The sequence below is a fragment of the Sulfurimonas sp. genome, from assembly GCF_034005705.1.
Taxonomy (GTDB): Bacteria; Campylobacterota; Campylobacteria; order Campylobacterales; family Sulfurimonadaceae; genus Sulfurimonas.
The window spans coordinates 51,771-78,149 of record NZ_JAVEUF010000001.1; the positions used below are offsets into that span (position 1 = coordinate 51,771).

At 38.9% G+C, this 26,379-nt stretch carries 26 protein-coding genes; 18 read left to right on the plus strand and 8 right to left on the minus strand.

The genetic code is table 11. The annotated features are described in order from the left end of the window. The first annotated feature begins 5 nt into the window (after window positions 1-5). Together trxC and RBR61_RS00255 are read left to right on the plus strand one after the other, a co-directional pair. A complete protein-coding gene (gene trxC / locus RBR61_RS00250) occupies window positions 6-428 on the plus strand; it encodes a thioredoxin TrxC (protein ID WP_320341511.1) in 423 nt (140 codons plus the stop codon). A gap of 33 nt (window positions 429-461) precedes the next feature. After that, the gene (locus RBR61_RS00255; RefSeq protein WP_320341512.1) at window positions 462-1,739 is read left to right on the plus strand and encodes a citrate synthase; all 1,278 of its coding nucleotides are present in this window, start codon (window positions 462-464) and stop codon (window positions 1,737-1,739) included. Between the two features lie 14 nt (window positions 1,740-1,753). On the opposite strand, the gene RBR61_RS00260 is transcribed toward RBR61_RS00255, so the two are convergent. The 3 genes from RBR61_RS00260 to ruvC all read right to left on the minus strand — a co-directional run bounded on the left by RBR61_RS00260 (window position 1,754) and on the right by ruvC (window position 3,629). After that, on the minus strand, window positions 1,754-2,065 hold the full coding sequence (locus RBR61_RS00260) for a pyrimidine/purine nucleoside phosphorylase (protein WP_320341513.1): 312 nt from the start codon (window positions 2,063-2,065) through the stop codon (window positions 1,754-1,756). Window positions 2,066-2,109: 44 nt separating this feature from the next. After that, window positions 2,110-3,075 carry a PAS domain-containing protein gene (locus tag RBR61_RS00265; RefSeq protein WP_320341514.1) on the minus strand — a complete coding sequence of 322 codons (966 nt, stop codon included), beginning with the start codon at window positions 3,073-3,075 and terminating at the stop codon, window positions 2,110-2,112. Between the two features lie 74 nt (window positions 3,076-3,149). Next, window positions 3,150-3,629: a crossover junction endodeoxyribonuclease RuvC gene (ruvC, locus tag RBR61_RS00270; RefSeq protein ID WP_320341515.1), complete on the minus strand. Its 480-nt coding sequence runs from the start codon at window positions 3,627-3,629 to the stop codon at window positions 3,150-3,152. Between the two features lie 151 nt (window positions 3,630-3,780). Between ruvC and dnaA the strand changes: the two genes are divergently transcribed. The 5 genes from dnaA to queF all read left to right on the plus strand — a co-directional run bounded on the left by dnaA (window position 3,781) and on the right by queF (window position 10,591). After that, on the plus strand, window positions 3,781-5,088 hold the full coding sequence (gene dnaA / locus RBR61_RS00275; protein WP_320341516.1) for a chromosomal replication initiator protein DnaA: 1,308 nt from the start codon (window positions 3,781-3,783) through the stop codon (window positions 5,086-5,088). A 169-nt stretch (window positions 5,089-5,257) separates the two neighbouring features. Next, window positions 5,258-6,325 carry a DNA polymerase III subunit beta gene (gene dnaN / locus RBR61_RS00280; protein WP_320341517.1) on the plus strand — a complete coding sequence of 356 codons (1,068 nt, stop codon included), beginning with the start codon at window positions 5,258-5,260 and terminating at the stop codon, window positions 6,323-6,325. A gap of 148 nt (window positions 6,326-6,473) precedes the next feature. After that, window positions 6,474-8,783, plus strand: coding sequence for a DNA topoisomerase (ATP-hydrolyzing) subunit B (gyrB, locus tag RBR61_RS00285; protein WP_320341518.1), 2,310 nt, complete (start codon window positions 6,474-6,476; stop codon window positions 8,781-8,783). Window positions 8,784-8,796: 13 nt separating this feature from the next. Continuing rightward, complete coding sequence (locus tag RBR61_RS00290; RefSeq protein ID WP_320341519.1) at window positions 8,797-10,197, plus strand: GGDEF domain-containing protein; 1,401 nt, start codon at window positions 8,797-8,799, stop codon at window positions 10,195-10,197. Window positions 10,198-10,213: 16 nt separating this feature from the next. Next, window positions 10,214-10,591 carry a preQ(1) synthase gene (queF, locus tag RBR61_RS00295; RefSeq protein WP_320341520.1) on the plus strand — a complete coding sequence of 126 codons (378 nt, stop codon included), beginning with the start codon at window positions 10,214-10,216 and terminating at the stop codon, window positions 10,589-10,591. On the opposite strand, the gene RBR61_RS00300 is transcribed toward queF, so the two are convergent. Then, entirely contained in the window at window positions 10,580-11,815 is a 1,236-nt protein-coding gene (locus RBR61_RS00300; RefSeq protein WP_320341521.1) for a CCA tRNA nucleotidyltransferase, read from the minus strand. The two genes, queF and RBR61_RS00300, sit on opposite strands and share 12 nt — an antisense overlap. 144 nt (window positions 11,816-11,959) lie before the next feature. Between RBR61_RS00300 and typA the strand changes: the two genes are divergently transcribed. Next, window positions 11,960-13,762, plus strand: a complete 1,803-nt coding sequence (typA, locus tag RBR61_RS00305) for a translational GTPase TypA (protein ID WP_320341522.1) — start codon at window positions 11,960-11,962, stop codon at window positions 13,760-13,762. A gap of 110 nt (window positions 13,763-13,872) precedes the next feature. Beyond that, window positions 13,873-14,142, plus strand: coding sequence for a hypothetical protein (locus tag RBR61_RS00310; protein ID WP_320341523.1), 270 nt, complete (start codon window positions 13,873-13,875; stop codon window positions 14,140-14,142). A gap of 18 nt (window positions 14,143-14,160) precedes the next feature. On the opposite strand, the gene RBR61_RS00315 is transcribed toward RBR61_RS00310, so the two are convergent. Then, window positions 14,161-15,012, minus strand: a complete 852-nt coding sequence (locus RBR61_RS00315) for a bifunctional methionine sulfoxide reductase B/A protein (protein WP_320341719.1) — start codon at window positions 15,010-15,012, stop codon at window positions 14,161-14,163. Window positions 15,013-15,455: 443 nt separating this feature from the next. After that, the gene (locus tag RBR61_RS00320) at window positions 15,456-16,550 is read right to left on the minus strand and encodes a methyl-accepting chemotaxis protein (protein ID WP_320341524.1); all 1,095 of its coding nucleotides are present in this window, start codon (window positions 16,548-16,550) and stop codon (window positions 15,456-15,458) included. Window positions 16,551-16,826: 276 nt separating this feature from the next. Here RBR61_RS00320 and RBR61_RS00325 point away from each other — a divergent pair, with 276 nt between their 5' ends. Genes RBR61_RS00325 through RBR61_RS00360 form a run of 8 tightly spaced genes read left to right on the plus strand, consistent with a single transcriptional unit; the run spans window position 16,827 to window position 23,193 of the window. Next, window positions 16,827-17,849: a ribonucleotide-diphosphate reductase subunit beta gene (locus RBR61_RS00325; protein ID WP_320341525.1), complete on the plus strand. Its 1,023-nt coding sequence runs from the start codon at window positions 16,827-16,829 to the stop codon at window positions 17,847-17,849. Next, window positions 17,833-18,576 carry a carbon-nitrogen hydrolase family protein gene (locus RBR61_RS00330; RefSeq protein WP_320341526.1) on the plus strand — a complete coding sequence of 248 codons (744 nt, stop codon included), beginning with the start codon at window positions 17,833-17,835 and terminating at the stop codon, window positions 18,574-18,576. Before RBR61_RS00325 ends, RBR61_RS00330 begins: the two co-directional genes overlap by 17 nt. Then, window positions 18,560-19,207, plus strand: coding sequence for a protein-L-isoaspartate(D-aspartate) O-methyltransferase (locus RBR61_RS00335; protein ID WP_320341527.1), 648 nt, complete (start codon window positions 18,560-18,562; stop codon window positions 19,205-19,207). Before RBR61_RS00330 ends, RBR61_RS00335 begins: the two co-directional genes overlap by 17 nt. Before the next feature lie 50 nt (window positions 19,208-19,257). Then, window positions 19,258-20,091 (plus strand): FAD-dependent thymidylate synthase, encoded by an 834-nt coding sequence (locus RBR61_RS00340; RefSeq protein ID WP_320341528.1) that lies wholly within the window; start codon window positions 19,258-19,260, stop codon window positions 20,089-20,091. 4 nt (window positions 20,092-20,095) lie between these two features. Next, window positions 20,096-20,308: a hypothetical protein gene (locus RBR61_RS00345; protein WP_320341529.1), complete on the plus strand. Its 213-nt coding sequence runs from the start codon at window positions 20,096-20,098 to the stop codon at window positions 20,306-20,308. A gap of 13 nt (window positions 20,309-20,321) precedes the next feature. After that, window positions 20,322-20,879 carry a PhnA domain-containing protein gene (locus RBR61_RS00350; protein WP_320341530.1) on the plus strand — a complete coding sequence of 186 codons (558 nt, stop codon included), beginning with the start codon at window positions 20,322-20,324 and terminating at the stop codon, window positions 20,877-20,879. Between the two features lie 38 nt (window positions 20,880-20,917). Beyond that, entirely contained in the window at window positions 20,918-22,081 is a 1,164-nt protein-coding gene (locus tag RBR61_RS00355) for a GGDEF domain-containing protein (protein WP_320341531.1), read from the plus strand. Between the two features lie 14 nt (window positions 22,082-22,095). After that, window positions 22,096-23,193 (plus strand): deoxyguanosinetriphosphate triphosphohydrolase, encoded by a 1,098-nt coding sequence (locus RBR61_RS00360; RefSeq protein ID WP_320341532.1) that lies wholly within the window; start codon window positions 22,096-22,098, stop codon window positions 23,191-23,193. A gap of 40 nt (window positions 23,194-23,233) precedes the next feature. Here the strand turns inward: RBR61_RS00360 and rpsU are convergent, their stop codons facing one another. Continuing rightward, window positions 23,234-23,446 (minus strand): 30S ribosomal protein S21, encoded by a 213-nt coding sequence (gene rpsU / locus RBR61_RS00365; protein WP_021286775.1) that lies wholly within the window; start codon window positions 23,444-23,446, stop codon window positions 23,234-23,236. A gap of 434 nt (window positions 23,447-23,880) precedes the next feature. Between rpsU and dnaG the strand changes: the two genes are divergently transcribed. Beyond that, on the plus strand, window positions 23,881-25,533 hold the full coding sequence (gene dnaG / locus RBR61_RS00370; protein ID WP_320341533.1) for a DNA primase: 1,653 nt from the start codon (window positions 23,881-23,883) through the stop codon (window positions 25,531-25,533). On the opposite strand, the gene RBR61_RS00375 is transcribed toward dnaG, so the two are convergent. After that, window positions 25,523-26,347: a hypothetical protein gene (locus tag RBR61_RS00375; RefSeq protein WP_320341534.1), complete on the minus strand. Its 825-nt coding sequence runs from the start codon at window positions 26,345-26,347 to the stop codon at window positions 25,523-25,525. The genes dnaG and RBR61_RS00375 overlap by 11 nt on opposite strands. Between the last annotated feature and the right edge of the window lie 32 nt (window positions 26,348-26,379).

A 26,379-nucleotide genomic window follows, 5' to 3' on the forward strand; every position in this document is an offset into this window, starting at 1 on the left:
TTAAAATGAGAGTAGTATGTCCTGTTTGCAAAAGCGTTAACAATGTTCCCCAGAGGGACTCTTACAAAAAAGCCAATTGCGGAAAATGTAAGAGTTCGCTTCTTGATACAAAACCGATAGAGCTCACAAACGCCGACTTTGACGAGGTAGTAGTAAACAGTGATATTCCCGTTGTAGTTGATTTTTGGGCGCCTTGGTGCGGCCCGTGCAAAATGATGGCTCCTAGTTTTGCCAAAAGTGCAACAAATTTTCCGCTCAAAGCGCTATATGCAAAGGTAAATACCGAAAATGAGCAGAATCTCGGTGCAAGGTTCGGCATAAGAAGCATTCCGACGATCATCATCTTTAAAGACGCAAAAGAGGTTCACAGAGTCTCAGGCGCTTTAGATGAGGCGGCACTAAACAAAATGGTAGCGCAATTTCTATAGTATAATTATCATCAAAACTAAAGGGGTATAGTTATGAAAGATACAGTAACACTAACAAACAACCGTGACGGCAAGAGTTATGAGTTTCCCATACTCGACGCAACCGTAGGACCTTCGGTTATAGACATATCAACGCTATATAAAGAGACTAACATGTTTACTTATGACGAGGGTTACACCTCTACGGCATCTTGTAAGTCAGACATAACATATATAGACGGAGAAGCCGGAAAACTTATGTACAGAGGTTACGATATAGCTTATCTTGCAACTCAAAAAAGCTTTTTAGATACCGCTTATCTTCTTATAAACGGCGACCTTCCAAGCCAAAGCGAGCTGGATGATTTTGCCCTGGAGATGAAAAAACGCTCATTCGTGCATGAGGGAGTAAAGAAGCTCTTTGACTCTTTTCCCGACAGTGCGCACCCTATGGCAATTCTCTCTGCCGGTGTTTCTGCGCTCTCTACTTTTTACTTTGACCATTTAAATATCAAAGATGAGAAAGAGTACAGCGAAATGGCAAACAGAATTGTCGCAAAGATTCCCACGCTTGCCGCTTTTTCATACAGGTATTCAAACGGGTTGCCTATAATATATCCGGATATAAACAAAGGTTTTACAGAGAATTTTCTCTATATGATGCGCTCCTATCCTCATAACTACATCGAATTAAAACCTATAGAGATAAAAGCGCTTGATACCATATTTACTCTCCATGCAGACCATGAGCAAAACGCCTCGACTACCGCGGTCAGAAATCTTGCTTCGACAAATGCGCACCCTTATGCCGCTATAAGCGCTGGAATAGGTGCATTATGGGGAAGAAGCCACGGCGGAGCAAATGAGAGTGTTATACGTCAGCTGGAGATGATAGGAAGCGTTGATAGGGTAGATGAGTTCATAGCCAAAGCAAAAGATAAAGATGACCCTTTTAGACTTATGGGATTTGGACATCGTGTCTATAAGAACTTTGACCCTCGTGCTACAATTTTAAAAAATATCCGCAACGAACTTATGAGCGAGCTTGGCATTAGCAGCGAGCTTGTTGAAGTGGCAAATAAAATAGAGCAGATCGCTCTAAACGATGAATATTTTGTCAGCCGTAATCTTTATCCGAATATCGATTTTTACTCGGGTCTAATACTTCAAGCTCTTAAAATTCCAAAAGAGATGTTTGCCGTTATTTTTGTTATAGGAAGAACACCGGGATGGATAGCGCAGTGGAGTGAGTTAAACCACCAGAAAAGTATAAAAATCGCTAGACCTAGACAGTTATACAGAGGTCCAAAAGAGAGAACTCCGGAGTATTGATCCGGAGTTTAAAACTATTTGATATACGAACAGCAGTAGTCTGTGACCGTTTTGACTCTCAGATCGAACGATGAATTTGCAGGTACGTTAAAACTCTCCGGGGTACTGAGTGTTTTCCAATCTTCACCTGGAAGTCTTACATCCAACTCTCCGCTCATCATCTCCATTATCTCAGCCTCTTTTGTTCCAAAAGTGTATTCACCGGGCAACATAATTCCAAGCGATTTTACACTGCCGTCTGCAAACTCGACGGTTCTGCTTGTAACTTTTCCGTCATGGTAAATGTTCGCCTCTTTTTTTATATTTGCATTATTTAAATATGACATTAATCAGATCTCCTAAATTTTATAATACCGCCATTGTAACTAAATTATTCCCAATCGAGTAATCTCTGCTGACCCTCAAGCTGTCTTATATGTGTCACATCTTGTGAAACCTCTATGACACCTTTGTAGTTGCCCTCATCATCTCTGATGGCAAAATAACGGATGTGAATAAATTTGCCTTTAAAGGTTATCCAAAATTCAGCCTCATCCCTGCGGCCGGCTTTAAATTCGCGTAAGATCATTAAAACCTGATCTACGGACTTGGGAGGGTGACAAAACTTTACCTCACGGCCGATAATTCCCGCACTTCTTGGAAATACTCTCTCATCTCCGCGGTTATAGAATATAACGATGTCATTCTCATCCACATATGTGATATCGACAGGCATAAACTTCAAAAGCCAGTTGATCTGCTCCGGCAGCATATAACCCTCATCCAGTTTGATTCTTCCTTCAAGCGAGAAAGGAAGTTTTCTCTTCTGCTTGTCTTGAGATGGGTGTATATATTCACCCTCTATATGTGGAGGATAAGCGGCAGGCGGCGTATCGAACATCCAGCCTATCTCCTCATCTCCTGAGCGCATCTCCTTCCAGTCATCCTCGTCAAGCATACTTAGAGCGTTTGGAAGGAGCCTTCCCTCCTCAACCTGCATAATATGCTCTAGTGAACCGAAAACTCTCTGCAACTGCTGCATAAGAGAAGGCATATTTTTCTCTTCTAATAAAGCTCTTGCACTCTTTATCTCTGCTCTGATATCATCATGAAAAGCCCACATATTTTGCGACGGGCTCGTCCAGCCGTACTTCTCCAGATATGGAAAAAGCTGGTTCTCTTTTCTTGCAAAATGTTTCTCGACAAGACAGAGTTTTTTAAACTTATCTTCAAACTCTTCAAAATTTTCTACTATATCAATACTGCTAATGCTTGATATAAGCCCCCTGATCAGCATATTTTCTTCTAGATAAACTCTTACCGGGTGACCTTCGGGCAGATTTGCATAGGGATTCATAATTTTCCTTGATTTTTTAAAAAAATTATACAGTTTTAAAATTTTTACTCTTTGATTTATAACAAGAGAGGATATTATTGCAGTTTGAGTCTTACTCTTTGAGAGTGTGTTATAGCAACGGCGATGGCGTCCGTTATATCAAGCGGCTTTATCTCTTTTTTTATGTTTAAAAGTCTCTTCGCCATAAATGCTACCTGCTCTTTTGTAGCTTTTCCGTTGCCTGTAAGCGCTTTTTTGACCTGAAGCGCGGTATATTCACTGAACTGCCCGAACTGTTGTAAAAGCATAAGCATAATAGCTCCGCGAAACTGTGCAAGCTTTATAGTTGTTTTTGGATTATGTGCATAAAAGATATCTTCAAGAGCGACTTCATCTATCTTATGGTTTTTAAATATACTCTCAAATGCCTCGACCATCTGCGGTATCTGAAACTGCAGCTCTTCGGCTTTTATCTTTATAAGTCCAGCTTCAATAAGTGCGATTTTTCCCTTCTCCAAAGAGATAAGAGCATAGCCCATATTTCTCGTTCCCGGATCTATTCCTAAAATGATCATCTCTATCCTATTAGCGTCATATTTTCGTATTATATAGCAACTATTTTAATCTATTCACATATTCACAAATTTGTTATTCACATAATTTTAACTCTATTTATGGCAATTATCGCTATTATTCACAAATATAATAGAGACCAGAGGATGAGTTGTGAATATAGGCCAAAAGATTTTACTTCTGCTAAAAGATGAGATACCGGAAATTGAATATAACAGATATATAAAGCATCTTATATACGACGTAAAAAAGTCTACAAGCGATACTGCTCTGTTCTATGCTCCGAACTCTCTGGTACTAAACTGGATAAAAAACAAATACAGCGCAAAAATAAGACATCTTTTTGAAGTACATGACTCCTCTAAAGTAAATGTCAAAATTTTACTTAAAAACCAGGTAGAATCTAAAAAGAGTGAACAGAAAAAAGAGCAGAAACATCAACACTCTCTTTTAAATCCTTCACACACTTTTGAGAATTTTATGGTCGGAGGCTCTAACCAATTTGCCTACGCGGCGGTAAAGAGCGTAAGCGAAAAAGCAGGTGTTCTTTACAATCCTCTTTTCATTCACGGAGGAGTCGGCTTAGGCAAGACCCATCTTATGCAAGCAGCGGGAAATGTTTTTCAAAATCAGGGAAAAATAGTTATCTATACTACCGTTGAGCAGTTTTTAAATGATTTTATACGTCATGTGAGAAACAAGACCATGGAGAGATTTCAGGAGAAATACCGCAAATGTGATGTTCTTCTAATTGACGATATACAATTTTTAAGCAATAAAGAGGGAATTCAAGAGGAGTTTTTTCACACCTTTGAAGCGCTAAAAGGAGTCGGAAAACAGATCATCCTAACAGCAGATAAGCACCCTAAAAAAATAGCGGGTCTTGAAAAGAGGCTTCAAAGCAGATTTGAACACGGTCTTGTTGCAGATATTCAACCTCCGGAACTTGAGACTAAAATAGCAATCATAGAGAATAAATGTAAGATCAACAAAGTTGTTCTCTCTAAAGATATTATAAACTACATAGCGACCGTTATAGAGAGCAATGTTCGCGAAATAGAGGGTATCTTATCAAAACTGCACGCTTATTCACAGCTCATGCATGTAGATATAGATCTGCCTTTTACAAAAAACGTACTAAAAGACCAGCTCCAAGAGAATCGTGCAAATCTTACACTTGATATTATTACACAAAGCGTCGCTAAAGACCTCAATATAAAACCGAGTGAAATACGCTCAAAAGGAAGAAGCAAAAATCTTGTATATGCCAGAAGAATTGCAATATATCTCTGCCGTGATCTGACTCAAAATACAATGCCGCAGCTTGCTCAATACTTTGGAATGAAAGATCATACGGCGATCAGCCATACGTTGAAAAAAATAAACGAACTTATTCAAAACGACGAAGACTTCAAGGTCAAAATAGAAGAGTTGACCAATAAAATAACCTCATCCTCTTAAAAAATATAAAAAAAAAGATATAATTACTTAAGTGAATAGATGTGAAAGATCCGTTACAGGTTCATCACATCTAAAAAGCTCTTAAAATAGGAGTGATTTGATAATATTCACATTATCACTATCTCCTACTACTAATACTATAATTTTATATAAATAAATAGGGATTCAAATGAAGATAACAGTACAAAAATCTATCATTGAAAATATCTTGGTTCATGTTCAACCGTTTCTAGAGAAAAAAGATGCTTCACAGATTACATCTCACATATTAATAGATGTTTCAAACTCAAAACTAAATGTTAAAGCTACAGATTACGAAATAGGTCTTTTTGTATCTACAGACAAAGTAAATATTATTGGTAACGGAACGGTTACCGCAAACGGTAAGAAACTTTTAGATATTGTCAGAATCTTAAAAGACGGAGATATTAATCTCGAAGTTAAAAATGACACTCTTTATATTTCACAATCTCACTCTAATTTTAAACTTCCTACCTTCTCGCATAGTGAATTTCCATCTTTTCCAACTTATGAAGGAAAACCTCGTATCTTAATAAATTCTCATTCGCTTATTGATTCTCTTAAAAAGATAACTCCATCGATCGACAATAACAGTCCAAAGTTTGAACTAAACGGTGCACTTATAGATATAAAAGAGAACGGGATAAACTTTGCATCTACTGATACTAGAAGATTGGCAGTTGTAAATATTGAAAATCAAAACAGCAATGAGCTCTCTATAATAATCCCTAAAAAAGCGATAATAGAGATACAAAAACTATTTTTTGATAATATAGAGCTCTACTACGACGATACGAGTCTTATCATACACTCTGAGCAGTATACGTTTTTTACAAAACTGATAAACGGAAAATTCCCTGAATACTCAAGAATTATCCCAAAAGAGATATCAAAAACGTTAACTCTTCCAAAAGCTATCATGATAGAGTCTATAAAACAGATAACTACTATCTCTTCGGATGTTAAGATAACTTTTCTAAACAACACCATAACATTCGAATCTCTAAGTGATGACAACATAGAAGCAAAAACAGAGATAAATTTTGAGACAGGTTTCTCATCACCGTTTGTAATTGCTATCAACAGCAGACATCTTTTAGACTTTTTAAACAGTATAAACAGCTCCGAGTTCAATATCGGCTTAAATGAGAGCAACCTCCCTTTTGTGTTAAGCGAAGGCAATTTTAAAACTGTAGTTATGCCGATAGTCATTTAAACAATTTATCTCCTTTTATCATTAAAGGAGATACCAAACCGCAGCTTTAAACTTATCAAACCCCCTTTATCAGAGTATAAAACTTTCTTTTAGAATAAATTAGATAAAATATCTCCAATTATGTGACAAAGTTATAATGGAGTTTTAAATGGAAAATTACGGCGCTAGTAATATTAAAGTCCTAAAAGGATTAGAAGCAGTTCGTAAACGACCTGGTATGTATATCGGTGATACGGGTCACAGAGGTTTGCATCATTTAGTTTATGAAGTTATTGACAACTCTATAGATGAGGCGATGGCAGGACATTGTGATACCATAAATGTCACTCTAACAAAAAAAGGGACCTGTATAGTATCCGACAACGGACGAGGTATCCCTACAGATATGCACCCTACCGAAGGAATGAGCGCAGCTACGGTCGTACTGACAGTTCTTCATGCCGGCGGTAAATTTGACAAAGATACCTATAAAGTCTCTGGCGGTCTTCACGGTGTAGGTGTATCCGTAGTAAATGCTCTATCTTCAGAGCTAAAAATGACCATTCAAAGAAATGGAGAGATACATGAACAGGATTTTAAAAAAGGTATACCTCAAGAGGCTCTGATCGTTACAGGTAAAACACGTAAGACAGGAACGACTATAGAATTTGCTCCGGATCCTGGTATTTTTACAGAAACTGTTACATTCGAATTTGAATATTTATCAAGAAGATTCAAAGAACTGGCATATCTAAATCCATTTATAACTATAAATTTCACAGATGAGAGAACAAATACATCTGAGTCATACCACTTTGAAGGCGGTATCGCTCAATACGTTACGGACCTAAATAAAAAACAGGAAGTTGCAAAAGTTTTTGAATTCAGCTCAAAAATAGAGGACATAGAGTTTGATATAGCACTTATGTACAATGACTCTTATGATGAGAAGGTCTACTCTTTTGTAAATAATATCCGCACTCCAAACGGTGGAACCCATGAAGCAGGATTTCGTGCAGCTCTGACACGTGCAATATCAAACTACAATTCACAAAATGGAGCCGCTAAAGAGAAAGATATAAAAATAAGCGGTGAAGATACGGGCGAAGGACTTATTGCAATAGTCTCAGCTCGTGTTCCTGAGCCTCAGTTTGAGGGTCAGACAAAAGGTAAGCTTGGAAATACTTATGTAAGACCGTTAGTTCAAAAACAGAGTTACGAGCTTCTTAGCAAATATTTCGAAGAGAACCCGATCGAAGCGAAAGCTATCGTAGCTAAATCATTGATGGCGGCACGCGGTCGCGAAGCTGCTAAAAAAGCAAGAGAACTTACACGTAGAAAAGACTCTATGAGTGTAGGAACACTTCCTGGAAAACTTGCTGACTGTCAAAGCAAAGACGCTTCTATCTGCGAACTTTATCTTGTGGAAGGTGATTCTGCGGGAGGCTCTGCTAAGATGGGACGTGACAGAGTTTTTCAAGCGATCCTGCCTCTTAAAGGTAAGATCTTAAATGTCGAGAAAGCAAGACTTGACAAGATTTTAAAGTCTGAAGAGATCACAAATATGATAACTGCAATGGGCTGCGGCATAGGTGATGAATATAATGAGGAAAAACTTCGTTATCACAAAATCATCATCATGACCGATGCCGACGTGGACGGTTCACATATTCAGACACTTCTTCTTACATTTTTCTTCCGTCATTTCCGTGCCGTGATAGAAAACGGGTATCTATATTTGGCTCAACCGCCTCTTTACCGTTATAAAAAAGGTAAAAAAGAGATCTACTTTAAAGATGATCGTCAGATGAATGACTTTCTAATAGACAACGGCGTAGAGTCTCTTGAGATGGAAAGTGTGGGGCACAATGATTTGGTATCATACTTTAGAATGGTTGACCACTACAGAGGATCGCTTGAAGCTCTAGAGAGAAGATATGCACTAGTAGATCTTATACGCCATTTCATTGAAAATCCTGACATAATAGGTCTTGATATCAAAAGTATGTATCAAAAAGTTGAAGAGTTTTTAACAAACAATGGAAATAACATTCTTACTAAAACTATCAACGATGATTCTATACATATTTTTGTACAGACAAAAGGCGGAATGGAAGAGCTGCTTATAAATGATGAACTCTTTGGAGCTCCTCACTTTAGCGAAGCTAGTTATATCTATGAAAAGATAAAAGATTGGAACTTGGATTTTAAAGAAGATGTCTTAAAAGTCTTAAACAATATTATCGACTATGCTAAAAAAGGCGCATATATCCAGCGCTATAAAGGTCTGGGAGAGATGAATCCTGATCAGCTTTGGGAGACGACCATGACTCCTGAAAACAGAATCTTGCTTCAGGTAACTATCGAAGATGCAGAACTTGCAAGCGATACCTTTACTCTATTTATGGGTGATGAAGTAGAGCCTCGCCGTAACTATATTCAAACACATGCAAAAGACGTTAAACATCTAGATGTTTAATATTTAATACAATATGCTGCTTCCGGAGATAAAAGAGAGAGAGTACCGTTTTAAGTTAGCGCTTAGAATGGTACTTCCTATTTTTGCTCTGATCATCGCTTTAGTTCTTCACACTTTTATAACAAGTAAAGATACTGTCAGTACTTCGTTTTACATTGAATCGATTCTGATCTTAGTATTTAGCATCTATTTCATTTTTTACCTTATATATAAAGGTTTTGACACAAAAATAACAGAGAGTGTCTCAAAAGCTTTTACAAGAGAGTATATGTATGAGTATTTAAAAAGAGAGATTCAAGACTCTAAAGAGTATACGCTTATACTTTTGAGCGTTGATAATCTTTATGAGATAAACAGCCGTTACGGCATCAAAAACGGTGATAAAGTCCTTTTTAAAACGCTTGAGTGGATAGCAGCGTATTTAAAATCAAAAGATATATACAGCTTTCCGATAGGACGTATAAAGGGCGGTGATTTTATTATCGGGCTTATCGGAGATAAAAGCAGATATAAAACGATAGTGGAGCTGATGTGCCTAAAGAGTGAAGATTTTAAGATAGATGATATTGAAGTACAGATATCAGGGGTTATAAATGATACAAAATTTTCAAGGGACATTGACTATCTTATTGAGAATTTATTTGAACTGCAGAGTAAAAACAGAAGTTACAGATCAGCGGCTGAGGGTAGTGATGATATAAATCCGAATGAACTTGAATATGATGTTATAAATGCAATAAAAAGAGAAGATATATCCATATACACACAGAGCGTCTTTGAAAATGAGAGTGAACTCTTTAAAGAGTGTTTTGTCAAATTAAAAAGAGAAGATGAAAGCATAATACATCAGAAAAATTATATGAAGATATTAGATAAACTTAGATTGATGGGCGATTATGATCTGATAGTTTTGGAAAAAATACTTAAGATGTGCAGAAGATCAGACAACGGCAGGTTTGCTATTCATATCTCTCCTACTTCTCTTAGAAACTATACGGTTCTGACAAAAATAAAAGATATTTTTGAAAAAAACGAGTGTGCCAAGAGTAGGATTATATTGATATTTGAGGAGAGCGAGTACTATCCGAGGATAGAGAAGTTCAATGCTATCTTGCAGCAGCTAAGAAGTTTAGGGGTTCTTATTGCCATAGACAGGCTCGGCTCTCTTCATACAAGTTTTTTATATCTTCGTGATCTGGATATTGATATTGTAAGAATAGATCCATACTATACGAAAGAGAGCGAAGAGAAAGAGTATAAAAATATTATAAGCGGTTTTAATGTTATGGCACATGAAAAGGGTGTTAAGACATGGGTAAAGATGATAGAGAGCCAGAGCAGCTTGGATCTGGCAAAAGAGTTGAAGATTGATTATATGCAGGGCAGATATATAGCGCCTTTAGATAAAGATTAAAATAACAGGAGTTAAGATGAAGTACGGTGAAAAAATAGTAAATGAGTTTGATGTAGAAAAAGATCTGGAGATATGGCCCAATGAGCATAAAAGAGACTATCTAATAAAGATGACGCTTCCGGAGTTCTCTTGTTTGTGTCCAAGAAGCGGATATCCGGACTATGCGACAATATATTTGGAATACACACCAGATGAGTGGGTTGTTGAGCTAAAAGCTATAAAACTCTATATAAACTCATTTAGAGACAGACACATCTCTCACGAAAACGGTGCAAACGAGATATATAGTGTCTTAGAGAGAAAACTGAAACCAAAATATATGAAAATAGTGGCTGATTATAATCCAAGAGGTAATGTTCACACTGTTATAGAGATCGACAGTTCAAGACTTTAGGTAGTTTTTTAGCCAATCAAGAGCCTCTTTATGGCTCTTAAACTCGCCATGCATCTGAGCTTCGTAGGCGCTGTTTAAAATCTCTGAAAACAGAGGTGAAGGGGCTAGCCCAAACTCTAAAATATCTTTTCCTGCCAGAAGTGCGGGAAGTTTTTTGTCGAGTATATCCAACTCTTCGGCTCTCTTTTTTACCTCTTCGCCCGCCTTGTAAATTTTAGAACTGCTCTTTGCAAAGTAGATAGAACGACTCAAAATTATAAGCTCCTCAATATTTACTTCAGCGGCAAGTTTGTACAATCGGTAATCATTTAAACCTTTTTCGTAAATATTATCTATCTCATTATGTTTTTCAATTAGCAGAAGAGATCTATTTAAAATCTCTCTCTCATCTGTCAGTTTTTCTATAAAATCCTGCGCATTTTTTTGAGAAAAGTTATAACAGAGAGCCGCTAACATTAAAACGATGTTTGTCTGTTTGTTAGCTGTCCGCTCTTTTGCGATTTCATCTATCACAGAGATATTTTGAGTATATAGATCACTTCCGAACTCCCTTAAGAGTTCAAATCCTCGTGATGGTTTTTTTGCGTAAAGAAGAAGTTTTTTTATCTCTTCAAAAATTCTCTCTTTTGGAAGCTCTTTTAAGAGTCCCTTTTTAACCATATCTTTACATATAGAAAAGAGATCATCTTCAATTTTGAGCTCAAATCTTGTAGCAAATTGAACAGCTCTTAAAACTCTAAGAGGGTCCTCTCCAAAACTCTCCAGATTTACGGCTTTAAGTGTTTTGTTCTTAAAATCATCAAGACCGCCAAAGGGATCTAATATCTTTCTCTCTACAATATCATAGCCTACAGAGTTCATCGTAAAATCTCTTCTTGACGTTGCAGTTTTAAAATCAAGTGTGGTATCTATAGTTACTTCAAATCCTCGATGCCCGGATTCTATTTTGCTGTCACTTCTTGGAAATGAGAAATCAAGATCATACTCTTCAAAGTAGAGTTTACATACGCCGAAACTCTTTCCGACTACATTCACACTGCCAAACTCTTTTAGTATATTTTGCAGTTCTGCAAACGATGATATACCGTAAACCTCAATATCTATATCTTTTGACTCAATATCGGCAAGATAGTCCCTTATATATCCGCCGACGATAATAGGTCTTATACCGTGATATTTTAGTTTCTCAAATATAGTATCCAGTATGTCAGGGTATTTAATCATACATATCCTAAAATAAGTAGCTCTTCTTGCTTTTGAATGTATTATAACACTACTTTTACGTAGATATAACATTATTTTAGGTATAATCGCGAAAATTTTTACCTTGGTTTCATATATTTTTAAGAAACCAAAGAAGGAAGCCTTGTGCAAAAGATTAGAAATATTGCAGTAATCGCCCATGTTGACCATGGAAAAACTACACTTGTTGACGGATTGTTAGAGCAATCTGGAACATATGGAGCTCATGAACATCATGATGAGAGAGTTATGGATAGCAATGATTTGGAGAGAGAACGCGGTATTACTATTCTTTCAAAAAATACGGCTATCCGCTATAAAGATTATAAGATTAACATCATAGATACTCCGGGCCACGCCGATTTTGGTGGAGAAGTTGAGCGTGTTTTAAAGATGGTCGACGGTGTTTTGGTACTTGTTGATGCGTATGAGGGTGTTATGCCCCAGACAAAATTCGTTGTTAAAAAGATGCTTGCACTCGGTAAAAAACCGATCGTCGTTATTAACAAGATAGACAAGCCTTCTGCTGATCCTGAGCGTGTTGTAGATGAGATGTTCGACCTTTTTGCTGCTATGGATGCAACTGAAGATCAACTTGATTTTCCTATTATCTATGCAGCTGCGCGTGACGGAATAGCAAAGCTTGACATGGCTGATCCTGATGGAAATTTCGAGTGTATATTCGAGACAATCTTATCGCAGATCCCTGAACCTGAGGGTGACAGAGAAAATCACACTCAAGCACAGGTATTTACGCTTGACTATGACAACTATGTAGGAAAAATAGGTATTTCACGTATATTTAACGGTGTTATCAGAAAAGGCGACAACGTTATGCTTGCAAAAGCTGACGGCGAACTTGTAAAGGGTCGTATTACAAAGCTGATAGGTTTTCACGGACTTAACCGTATGGAGATACAAGAAGCTGAAGCGGGCGATATAGTCGCATTTGCAGGCTTGGAGACAGTTGATGTGGGCGATACGGTATGTGATCCGGCAAACCCGATGCCTCTTGACCCTATGCATATCGAAGAGCCAACTTTGACGGTTGTATTCTCTGTAAACGACTCTCCGCTTGCAGGACAAGAGGGCAAGCACGTAACTTCAAACAAGCTAAAAGACAGACTAGAGGCTGAGATGACTACAAACGTAGCTATGAAACTTGAAGTCGTAGGCGAGGGTAAATTTAAGGTCTCAGGACGCGGCGAGCTTCAGATCACTGTTCTTGCTGAAAATATGAGACGTGAAAATTTTGAGTTTGGAGTATCTCGTCCTGAAGTTATCGTAAAAGAGATCGAAGGTATAAAATGTGAGCCGTTCGAGCACCTTGTTATCGATGTACCTGAAGAGTTCGGCGGTACTGTTATCGAGCGTCTTGGAAAAAGAAAAGCCGAGATGAAATCGATGGTTCCTATGGGACAGGGTTTCCAAAGAATAGAGTTTGAGATACCTGCACGCGCACTTATCGGCTTTAGAGGACAGTTCCTGACAGATACAAAAGGAGAGGGTGTTATGAACCACTCTTTCTTAGAGTTCCGTCCATTTAGCGGAAGTGTTGAATCAAGAAGCTACGGCGCGCTTATCTCTATGGAAAACGGTGAAACTCTTGCATATTCACTATTTAATATTCAAGACCGCGGGGTTCTTTTTATCGGGCCTCAAACAAAAGTATACGAGGGTATGATCATCGGTGAGCACTCTCGTTCAAACGACCTTGTAGTAAACCCTATTAAAGGAAAAGCACAATCAAATGTCCGCTCAAGCGGTGCAGATGAAGCTATTAAACTTATTCCGCCTCGCGATATGTCGCTAGAGCGCGCTTTAGAGTGGATAGAGGATGATGAGCTGTTGGAAGTAACGCCTCAGAGTATCCGTATTCGTAAAAAATTCTTGACTGAAAACGAAAGAAAAAGACACGCACGTAAGTAATCTTAAAAACCAGGCACATGAATATCATGTACCGGGTTTCCCTTTCAAATAATCGTAATTCTGCTATACTATTTCACAAAAATTATTCAACATATGCTCCAAAAGGATAAATGATGGATGGAATCCCCTATATAGTATCCCTTATTGTCATTGCTATCATGGCTTTTGCTTTGTATCGAGGAAATAGTTTTAAGTTGATGTTTCTTGTATTGGCAGTGGGTATATATATTATATATTCACATGAGACAGGCAATACCGCTACAAAATATAAAGATGAAATGCTGGAATCTCTAGATAAGTCTGCACGGGATTTCAGCAAATCCCGCGGAGCAGAGGGGTATGACGAAGACAAGATAATAAAAGAGGTAGTAAAAGAGTAGCAATGCTCTTTTAAAATACTAAAATCTCTTCACATAGCCGTGACAGTAGGGCTTGCTCCCTTTTTTCTCATAGTAGTCCTGATGAGATTCGTCAGCCGCATAAAACTCCGATTTTTCGACTATTTTTGTGGCGACTCTGTATCCGTTTGCTTCAAGTTTTTCAATAAGAGACTCGACTGTTTTTCTCTCATCCTCGTTGTTTACAAATACTGCAGAGAGGTACTGTTCTCCGATATCCGGTCCCTGTCCGTTTGTCTGCGTAGGGTCGTGAATTTCAAAAAATGTTTTGGCGATCTCTTCGTATGGGATGACGCTGCTGTCATAAACGACCTCTACGGTCTCAAGATGTCCCGTATCTGTACGGACCACTTCGTAATAGCTTGGGTTTTTCACATGTCCGCCCATAAATCCTGAGATGACCTCTTTTACGCCATCAAGCTTTTGCAAATAGTACTCGACTCCCCAAAAACAGCCGCCCGCAAAATAGGCGTAAGAGAGGTTTTTATCTTTAATGTCAGGCTTTTTTACAAGGTTGAGAGAGATAGAGTTGACGCAGTGTCTTGTATTTTTTGCCGTAAACCCTTCTCCTTCAAAAACATGACCCAGATGAGCTCCGCAGTTGGCACAGACTATCTCAACTCTTCTGCCGTCCGCATCAGGAATTCTCTTGATGGCGCCCTCAATGGCATCATCAAAACTCGGCCATCCGGTGCCTGAGTCAAACTTTGCGCTCGAATCAAAAAGCGGTGCATCGCAGATCTTGCAGGTATAGATACCTCTTGATTTTTCATTTGTGTATTTACCCACAAAAGGTCTCTCTGTACCTTTATGAAGAAGCACGTTCTTCTCTTCCTCGCTAAGCTGTTCTATCTTTTTTGTCCATGGTTTAAAATCAGATGCATTCATTGTTGTAATTATAAGCATGAAAAATATAAAAATTTTCACACATTGCTCCTTATAATATTTTTGAAATATTATAAGCAATATAAATTTATTGCAATATAGTATATTTTTGTGCTGATAATTTATAAAGTTAGTTTTATATTAAGGGCACTTCTAAAAACCCTTACAATTTTTGCTTTAAGAGATTTTGTGTATATCGAGGCGACACGAAGAGTCATAGCTAAAGCTACGGCGATGAGAGGCAACGAAGATAGGCACAAAATCTATAAAGCCCGAAGGGAAGGCAACTTTTTAACTATTTTATCGTCAGATTTCTTACTCTTAGCTACGGCTAGGAGCTTCAAAATCTTCCTCAAACTAGTTTAAAAATTTGCTCTTCAAAAATCAGCAAAGAGTTTTTAGAGGTGCCCTTAATCTTTATCATGAAGTATCTTATCCAATGTGGAAAATACATCATCACTGCTTTTTTCCATCTCGTCAAAAGCACTTTGTAATATTTTTATATCAATATTGCTTTTGCTCATCAAGTCAAAGATCTTACGGGTACTCTCATGTACGATACTGTGTGGAACTTCTAGTTTGCTGTAATTTGAAGTATCGGCAAAGTTTGCTTTGCCTTCGCCTTCATAGTACCATTTGCCTAAACGGCAGTTATGATGGTCAACAAATTTGAACTGTTCTTGCTTTGTTGCAACGGAATAGTATGTGTTTACTTTCCAGAGTATATGGTCAAGTTTTGCCAGAGACATAAAAACCCTATCCGCCGTAAAGCCCATGCTGAGAAAAGACTCTTTCATCTCCGCAGAGTCACGTACAAGACAGTCGTTTAGTTTGATTATTAGGTTATTTGAATCTGATATGCCGTCTTGTATCTTTTTGGATTCATTTGAGATGCTCTCAACATCCTGCTTCATAGACTGAAGAGAAATATTTATCTCACTTACTGCTTTGTCCGTTCTGTCTGCAAGTTTTCTCACCTCGTCTGCAACAACCGCAAAACCTCGTCCGTGTTCGCCTGCTCTTGCCGCTTCAATTGCCGCGTTAAGAGCCAGCAAATTCGTTTGATCGCTTATATCTTTGATAAGCGATAAGATACTGACTATATCATTGGTTCTTTCTGCCAGGCCGCTAACGGTAGACATGGAACTCGCTGAAAGTTCATTCAGATCATCAAGGTTGGTAACTGTATCAGAGATGTGATGTCCAATCCTCTCTATGCTGTTTACAAGCTCATCTGTTTTGCTTAAACTGTTTTTGGAGGCATTTACAGATTCAGCCATATTGCTTTGAATATCGATAATATTTGCCCTTAGATGTTCATTTTGTGATTTCATCAATACATCGGCAATGTTATCTTTGGGCGCTGATTTTATTTTAGATAACTCTTCTTCAAGTTGTAAGATTCTATTTTTATATTCGTTGTTAGTATTGTTAAGCAGGACTATCTCATCTTCAAGTATTTTATAATCATTTAACGATGTGCCAAATTTTTTTAAAAACCACACGAAAACAACCTTTAATTCATAAATATCTAACAATATCATTTTTACTTTATCACAAAATAAATTTTATAGATATCATTAGATTTATGGAAGTATAAAAGAACAGTGTAAAATAGTACTTTACACTATCTTTACATATTTTTTACAAACTAAACAAATAGCATTATTCCGGCATTCAAATGAACAAGCAGTATAAAATATAATCAAACTATTCTAAATTTATGAAATCAAAATCTTCATAAAGATATAATCCTATTACTAAATTTTTAGGAAGATGAGATGAACAGAAAAAAGATATATAATCCTGAATCAAAAGAGAATGTAAACGAGAGAAGAATATTCGGCGGCAATCCGACAGGTATATTTGAACTAAACGATATCAAGTACCAGTGGGCATACAATCTTTGGGAGATGATGTTAAACAACACATGGTTTCCAAAAGAGGTCGATATGACGCGTGACGTCAGTGATTATAAGCAGATAACGGATGTAGAAAAAGCTGCTTACGACAAAGCTCTTTCACAACTGATCTTTATGGACTCTCTTCAAACAAACAACATTATGGACAATATAAATCCCTACGTGACATCTCCTGAGATCAACCTTATCTTGGTTCGTCAGGCTTACGAAGAGGCGCTTCACTCACAAAGCTACGCCGTAATGGTTGACAGCATCTCCGTAAACTCCAAAGAGATATATGATCTCTGGCGCCGCGATATGATGCTAAAGAGCAAAAATGACGCAATAGCTGCGGTTTATGATGAGCTCTCAAAAAATCCGACAGAACATAATTTCGTAAAAGCGTGTTTTGCGAACCAGATCTTAGAGGGTATCTATTTTTACAGCGGATTTGCGTACATCTATACGCTTGCAAGAAGCGGCAAGATGCTTGGTTCTGCTCAGATGATAAGATTCATCCAAAGAGACGAGGTGACTCACCTTGTTCTTTTTCAAAACCTTATAAATTCACTTAGAAAAGAGAGACCTGATCTTTTTACCGAGCAGTTAAAAAGCGAGGTTATAGAGATGTTTAAAGAGGCGGTCAGACTTGAATCCGACTGGGGAAAATATATTACCGGCGGACAGGTACTGGGTCTTACAGATGCGATAATAGAGCAGTATATCAAGTATTTGGCGGATGACAGACTTGCAAGTGTGGGCTTTGCTAAACTTTACAATGTTACCAACCCTATAAAATGGGTCGATGATTTCTCAAAGTTCAATGACCAGAAGACAAACTTTTTTGAAGGAACGGTCGCAAACTACTCAAAAGGAAGCTTAAGCTTTGACGACGACTTCTAAGCAGGGCGGATACAAGCTCTGCTCACTTCTTTTTGAAACCACGAAAAACTACGAAGCCAATCTGCAAAAACTTTTAGATCTGGTAAATGAAAGAGACAAAAGATCCCTTATCGTTGCTCCTGAGGTCTGTTTAACGGGCTTTGACTATGAAAATTACGATGAAGCAGTAGAGTTTTCACACAGAGCGGATGAGGAGCTTAAAAAAGCATCTGAGGATAAGATAATAATCCTTACAATGCTTGAGAGAAGAGGCGAAGAGGTCTTTAACTTTGCCAAGATATTTCATAACGGAGAGATCGTCTATGAGAGAGCAAAGGCTAAGCTGTTTCGTTTCGGCGACGAGCATAAATATATGTCGGAGGGAAGTGCAGACGATATTAAGATCGTTGAGATCGATGGCATAAAAATAGGCATCCTGATCTGCTTTGAGCTGCGTTTTAAAGAGTTCTGGCAGAAGCTGGAGGGGTGTGACGTTATAGCGGCTCCCTCATGGTGGGGAGTTTTAAGAACAGAACACTTTAAGATCATAACCAGGGCACTGGCTGTTATAAACCAGTGCTATGTGGTCGCAAGCGATTCGCAAAACGACGAATGTACCAAGATGAGCGGCATAATAACTCCTCACGGCGAAGAAGAGAGAAATGAGAATAGCGCTTGCTTGGAGATAGAGTACAACAAAAACGAGATAATAAAAATGAGAAGATATATGGATGTCGGCATTGGATAGAATAACAGCAACAAAGACAGCAAAACTGGCCGAGGAGTGCCACAAGAAGTTCTCTTTGAGCGAGAGTGTAAAGAGTGCTATTGCAAAAACCAACAGAGAGGAGTTCGTTCCGGCAGGATTTAGACACAATGCCTACAAACTTGATGCTCTGCCGATGGGCTCTGCACAGTGGATAAGCTCCCCTTTGACGGTTGCGAAGATGACGGAGTATTTAGAGCCAAAAGGTGCGGACAGGGTTTTGGAGATAGGGTGCGGAAGCGGCTATCAAGCGGCAGTTTTGTCGCATCTTTTTCGTGGAGTTTTTACGATCGAGAGGATCGAGCCGCTTATACTTGAAGCAAAATCACGTTTTAGAAAACTCGGCATAGGCAATATCCATACGCGTCTGGATGATGGACAAAACGGCTGGGCACAGTATGCTCCCTATGACAGGATCCTCTTCTCGGCAACTGCAAAAGAGATACCGCAGAAGCTTTTTGAGCAGCTAGGTGAGGGAGGAGTTTTGATCGCTCCTATGCAGGTCGGCTCAAAGCAGATAATAACACGTTTTAAAAAGAGTGGAAGTTCTCTGAAAAAAGAGGAGCTCGAAGAGTGTGATTTTGTTCCGATTTTAGACGGAGTTCAGAAGTGACTCTAAGCTTATTGTTGTAAAATAGTATGAATACAAAGCAGGATAGATCTATGGAAGAGATGTACGGTATCAAATACTCAAAGCCAGAAGTTGTTTTAATGCAAGAGACAGGTATAGGAGTGGCTGAAGCTGCTGCTAGAACCTGTTACGACTCGTTTGCGAACAGTGAAAATGAGGCGATAAAATATATCGAGACTCATATGCCAGATAACGAGACCTGCTCTAAGATCAACGAGATTGAGGAGTCAAATCTGCTACATGATCTGGCATGGACACATTTTCATCACTCTATTTTAGAGCATGCAAATCTCAGTTTTCTTATAAGAGGAACAAGCAGAGGGGTGCTTCAAGAGCATGCACGCCACCGCATACAGGCTATAAGCGTGAGAAGTACGCGCTATACTATGAGCTCTGTCATCAATGCCTTTGTCGCTTCGCAGACGGCAGAAGATAGAGAGTTTTTTATAGAAAAAGTTTTGAGCTTCGATATGTTCGTAACTTGCGATGAAGAGTACAACAGAATCGAGATAGGCGCGATTTACGATAAGTTAAAGTATCAGTCAAAAACTCTAGATAACTTTAACGAGATCGCCGTGGCAAAAAGCTCGCTGCCGCTTCTAGATGAGCTAAAAGGGAACCCTAAGGCACTCTTTGAAGCACTTGAAGCTGGAAAAAAGAAGCGCAATGTCGGAGATGCGTTCAAGCATATCATAACCGACAACGTAAAGGTCGATATGGTGGTGACATTTAATCTCCGCAGTCTGAAAAACTATCTCACGCTTAGAGACAGCGGCGCTGCATATTTTCAGATAAGATGGCTTGCTCAGGAGATGATGAGAAAGACACCGTCAAAATATTTAGATCTAATAATTAAAAAAGGTTGAGTTCATGTGGAAATATATTTTAGTAGCGAGTTTTATCTTTAGCGGATGTTCATATTTTGAGTTTAACGCTGCAATGTGTGAAAACATCGGACCAAATGACGACCCTCAGATGATCGAGGAGTGCAGAAACTATAATGAGGAAGAGGCGCAAAAAGCATTTGACAACACAAAATCAAAACCTGCAAGCGATGAAGAGATAATAGAGTTTAAAAAATAGTATAGGAGAGATAATGAGCATAGAAAAAGAGTTAGAGGCAAGAAGCGGCGGCGTATGTGAGCTTTGCGGAAGCAGTGAGGGGCTTAGCGCCTTAGAAGTAGCACCTTCGGACGGAAGTTCTGAGCAGTCGATATATGTGTGCGCAACATGTAAAGAGCAGATACAAAACCCGGATAAGATGGACGAGACACACTTTAACTGCCTAAATGACAGTATGTGGAGCGAAGTTCCTGCAGTTGCAGTTATGTCATACAGACTTCTAAAAGCTCTTGGAAGAGAAGATCTTGTTGATATGATGTATATGGAAGATGATGTCAAAAGCTGGGCAGAGGCAGGTTTGAGCAGCGCATCTGAGAATGTAGTTGTAAGAGACTCAAACGGAGTCGTTTTAAATGCGGGTGACAGCGTTGTTATCATTAAGGATTTGGATGTCAAAGGTGCAGGCTTTACTGCAAAGAGAGGCACTACGGTCAGAAATATAACGATCCCTCATGATGTTGCAGACCATATAGAGGGGCGCGTAAACGGGACAAAGATCTACCTAAAAACAGAGTTTTTGAAAAAAGCGTGATCTGCTCTGTGGCGGCAGGCTTTATATAAAAGGCATATATGAACTCTTTAAAATCAGTAGCCCTGAATATATCGATACCGCTTTTTATATCTTTAACATTCGCATTTATAGCATACTACGAAGCGAAGATACCCGAGATCATCTTTGATCTGGTTCCATACCTTTTTTATGCAATAAGCGCACTTATCTTATGGGTTTCATGGCACTTTAACCGAAACAGATTTATATTTATAGTTATACCTCTGTTGTTGATAAATCTCGGATTTGAGTATCTGGGTGCAAAAAAAGCGACAGATCTTTTTTTATACGCCTCTTTGCTCTATCCTCTCCATCTTCTTCTGTTTTTATCTCTAAGAGAGAGAGGGCTCTTCTCGATCTGGGGTATCTTAAAGATAGTGTTCTTTTTGCTTGAGATAGGAGCCGTAGCGTACTTCGTGGCCTATCCAAACGATGCTTTGACAGCTCTATTAAAGAGCAAGCTTTTTGCCGCATCTTTTTATCCGCTGCAGGATATCTCCGTTGCGGTAGGAATATTTGTGCTCTTTATAATGGGCGCGCTTTTGCTCTTTAACAGGTATCTGATCTACAACGGTTCATTTTTTATAATTACCGTTACCTTTTATGCGGGATTTTACTTTATAAAAACAGCTCATGCTTATGAGCTCTCAATGCTCTCGATCGGTATAATAATTTTTATTTTGCTCATAAGAGAGTCCTATCGCCTGGCTTTTTACGATGAATTGACCTCCCTTCCCGGAAGAAGAGCGCTTGTTGAAGATATGGCAAAACTGGGAATGAAGTACTCGCTTGCTATGATAGACATCGACCATTTTAAGAAGTTTAACGACACATACGGACATGATACCGGCGATGAGGTCTTAAAGATGGTCGCCTCAAGACTCGCAAACGTGGGTGGAGGCGGAAAAGCCTACAGATACGGAGGGGAAGAGTTTGTTCTTCTTTTCCCTTCAAAAGATGCAGATGAGTCATATACCCATACGGATATTTTAAGAGATACTATCGCAAAGAGCCCCTTTACCATCAGAAACAAGAAGGGCTCTAAGACGATATATATAAACATCTCATCGGGAATAGTGCAAAAAAGCTCAAGTGACAGAGACCCGTTCGCTGTTATGAAGAGAGCCGACAATGCCTTATACAAGGCAAAGAAAGCGGGAAGAAACCAAGTTATAAAAGCTTAAAAAAGAGGTAGAAAATGGAAGCACATTATAGATTTTACGAGATAGACAAAGATTTTAGAAACCCATATGCGAGGGATAGAGACAGAGTTATTCACTCGGGAAGTTTTAGAAAACTGGAGTATAAAACGCAGGTTTTTTTAAATCAGGAGGGGGACTTTTTTCGCACGCGCCTGACCCACTCCATTGAGGTCTCGCAGATCGCCCGCTCTATAACTTCCCACTTGGGGCTAAACGAGTCGCTTGCCGAAGCGATAGCTCTTTCTCATGATCTAGGGCACACGCCGTTTGGGCATATCGGCGGAGATACACTTGATGAGTGTTTGAAGCGTGACGGATTCGGTAACGGTTTTGAGCACAATTTTCAAAGCTTCAGAGTTGTCTCATCGCTTGAGAAGAGGTACAACGGATTTAACGGTCTGAATCTTACTTTTGCTACTCTTGAGGGGATACTTAAGCACTCATACCCGTACAAGAAAAGTTTTCTTCCTCCTGTCATAGATGAGCAGTTCAATTTGGATACCCATCCGAGCATCGAAGCTATGGTAGTTGACCGCGCAGATGAGATAGCCTATATTACCCATGATATAGATGACGGCGTAAATTCTGGATTGATAAGTTTTGATGACCTGCAAGAGAGCGAGTTGATAAAAGAGATACTAGAGAAAGTAAAAAACGAAGGTGTAGAAGAGTGTGATGATGAGATGTTCAGATACCGCTTCGTCTCACACCTTATAAACCATCTTGTCTATTCGCTTATAGAGTACTCAAAAGATAGGGTAGATAACTCCAAGATACTATGTGCGACAGTTGATAGCAAAACAGAGCTCCCTATCGGTTTTGAGCCGAAACTAGAGACCGAGATAAAAAAACTCAAAAAAATACTCTTCTCAAAACTCTACCAGCACAAAGACATAATGGTAAAGATGTTTGCCGGAAAACAGGCTATACGCGGTCTTTACAGCGGGTTGAACGAAGAGCCGAAGATGCTGCCTGCATTTTATCGCGCTCAGCTCTCAAGCAGAAACAAACATAGGGTTATAGCCGACTATATAGCTTCAATGAGCGATAGACACGCGTTGTCGTTTTATAATGAGATGTACGGGAAGTTGTAGTTTGTAGAAGATTGAAAAAATATAAGCCCGAAGGCTTATATTAGAGGCGTGATTCGTAACGTCTCATCATATAAAGACGTTTAAGCATTTTCTTACGAGACGCAATTTTGAACTTCTTACGCTTTTCAGTTTCCGTTTCGTGGAAACGGCGAGCACGAGCTTCTGTAACGATTAAGTTACGGTCAGTCTGCTTCTTGAAACGGCGGTAAGCTGCATCAAAGTTATCGTCACTGCGTAGTACGATACCTGGCATATCACATCACCCACTTTCTGTAAAATTTGAAATCGAATTGTATCATAAATATCTTCAAATAAGATTTTCTTTTGTAAAAACAGTGATTTTTCTATTAAAATTGATACAAGTCAATGAGTCAAATTTCTAAATCAGATAAAATTCATCCGATTTAGAAATTAAGAGCGTAATGCGTTCTTTCCAGAGGTTGCTGAATGAAATAGATTCATTTTAGCCGTTTGCAGCGTTGGGTGTCCACCAAGCTTAGAGTGTTGCTTATCGCAATGCCGAAGTCAAATACTCAGATTGATGTACCGGATCATAAGAGTAGAGATATTTACCGATATCTCAAATTTTATTTCTCCTTCTAAAATAGGTCGTAGAGTGACCTATTTTAGTGATTTGCACATAATTTTCCAAACTCCTTTTAACTAACATTTTTGTATAATTTACTTATGATTACCCAAGACTCCATAGAAGCCCTGAAGGCGCGCCTTGACATTGTTGATGTAGTAGGCTCATACGTAGAACTTAGAAAAGCGGGTGCGAACTATAAAGCTCCATGTCCTTTTCATGATGAAAAAACCGCTTCGTTCGTAGTAAGCCCTGCAAAGCAGATATATCACTGTTTTGGATGCGGTGCGGGCGGTGACAGCATCAAGTTTGTTATGGAGCATGAAAAACTAAATTATCCGGAAGCTTTGGAGAAACTTGCCTCTTCATACAACTTCTCTCTCTCATACAGCGAGGGCAAAAGAGACAGGCCTCGCTCGCAGTTTATGGAGAAGATAAGCAGCTGGTATCAATATCTGCTCACAAACAACAAGACGGCACTCTCATATTTAAAAGAGCGCGGCATCTATGACAGCAGTATGGAGAAGTTCTCCATAGGTTACGCACCAGACTCGAACAGCACTATTAACTACATAAAATCCCAGTTTTTAAATATGGGTGAAGCCATAGAGATGGGTGTTGTGGGGAGTGACGGGGCAAAGAGCTATGCAAGATTCATTGAGCGCATAATATTTCCTATACACTCCGCAAACGGTACTATAGTCGGTTTTGGAGGCAGAACGATAACGGGACATCAGGCAAAGTACGTAAACTCACCAGAGACTCCCTACTTTAATAAATCACGCCTTCTCTACGCTTACCATCTTGCAAAGCAGAGCATACATAAAACAAAACAGATCATAATAACAGAGGGGTATCTTGATGTTATCATGCTGCATCAGGCAGGGTTTGACAATGCCGTAGCAACACTGGGTACGGCACTAACACCTGAACATCTTCCGCTTTTAAGAAAGGGCGAGCCTGATATCGTAATGGCGTATGACGGTGACAAAGCCGGGCGTGCGGCGGCACTTAAGGCATCAAAACTATTGAGTGCCGGCGGCTTTAGCGGAGGGGTCGTTATATTCAGCGAAGGCGTTGACCCTGCGGACATGGTAAAAAAAGGCGCTCTAGAGGAGCTCTCGGAGATGTTTAGGACACCTCAGCCATTTATCGAGTTCGTGTTAGATGAGATCATATCCCTTTACAATCTTCGTGACCCAAAATCAAAAGAGCTCTGTATGCAAGAGGCTATAGGTTATCTTAAAACACTCTCCGCCATGCTTCAGGACAGATATAAAACATATTTGGCGCAAAGACTCGGCATAAACCCCTCTTTTGTAAAACTGACTAACCAGACTAACACTAACTATAACAAACCTGTTGATGACAGAAGCCGCCATAAAGATATGTGGGAGCTCACACTTATCAAAACCGTATTGGAGCATCCAGAGTTTATAGATCAGATACTAGATGTGCTGGATCCGTCGCTTCTGCAGTTTCACTCATATGAGTTTGCTCTCTCGCTTAGAGGAAAGTTTGATGACCCGGCATTAATGGCCATCTCTGTTGATGAGCAGATAAAACCTCTTAAAGATGAGGTCTCTCTTAAGGCGGAGCTGATCGCATTTTTAAAAAAACATTATGAGAGGGAGTATAAGAAGGTAAATATGCAAAAGGACATCTCTTTTGAACAGAAGGCCTTTTTTATACGCAAGTACAGAGGGATAATCTCGCAACTCCAAAGAGGCGAGCTTGTAGCCTTTAAGAGCTAGGCTCTTCGCTCTTTTTCTCTTTGCGCTCTTTGATGGGAATTACTCTTCCTACGCTTTTAGGAGCTGGGGCATCTTTTGGCTTTCCGTCATAACGGTGATTTCTCTCTCCGCTTTTGCCTGAGAATTTCGCTTTGCCGTTCTCGTCTTTGCCTAAAAATTTATTTGGTTTTTTATCAGACTTTGCAAATTTGTTGAACTTCTTATCTTTGTTCTCTTCATCTCTTTTAGGTTTGTCATACTTTGGTTTGTCAAATACTTTGCGCTCCAGTTTTTCACCATCTTTTTTAGGTCTGTCATATTTGGGTTTGTCAAACTTCTTTTTTTCATATTTTGGTTTTTCATTTGCTTCGGGATTAAAAGCGTACTCTCTTTTTTGAGCAGGTTTTGGAGCTATCTTCATCTTCTGCTCTTCATACTCAAACCCCTCAACGATCTCCTGTCTTATAACTCTTTTAAGAAGAGTCTCTATCGGATAGAGCTCTTTTTGTTCACTTACATCAAGCAATATCGCAGCACCCTCAGTAGCTTTTGCTATTCTTGCCAAGTATGTTAAAGGATCTTGCGGCAGATCGTAACTGATAAGGAGTTCGCATTTTAATTCAGGCATCTTTGATAGCTCTTCATCGTTAAAAACTTTAATATTGTCATTGTTAAGTGCTTCTATTATTAAAGCGCTGTTTTGAGCTGTCGCAACTAAAATATCGAGCTTTGCATTTTGTTCTATCAGCAAGTTAAGAAGCGATATTTTTTTGTCGCTGGGACACGGATGAACACGGTGTTTGTTGTGTTTTAGAGTTATTTGATTGATTGGCATAAGATGTCCTGCGAGGGTTTTTAAAATTTAGT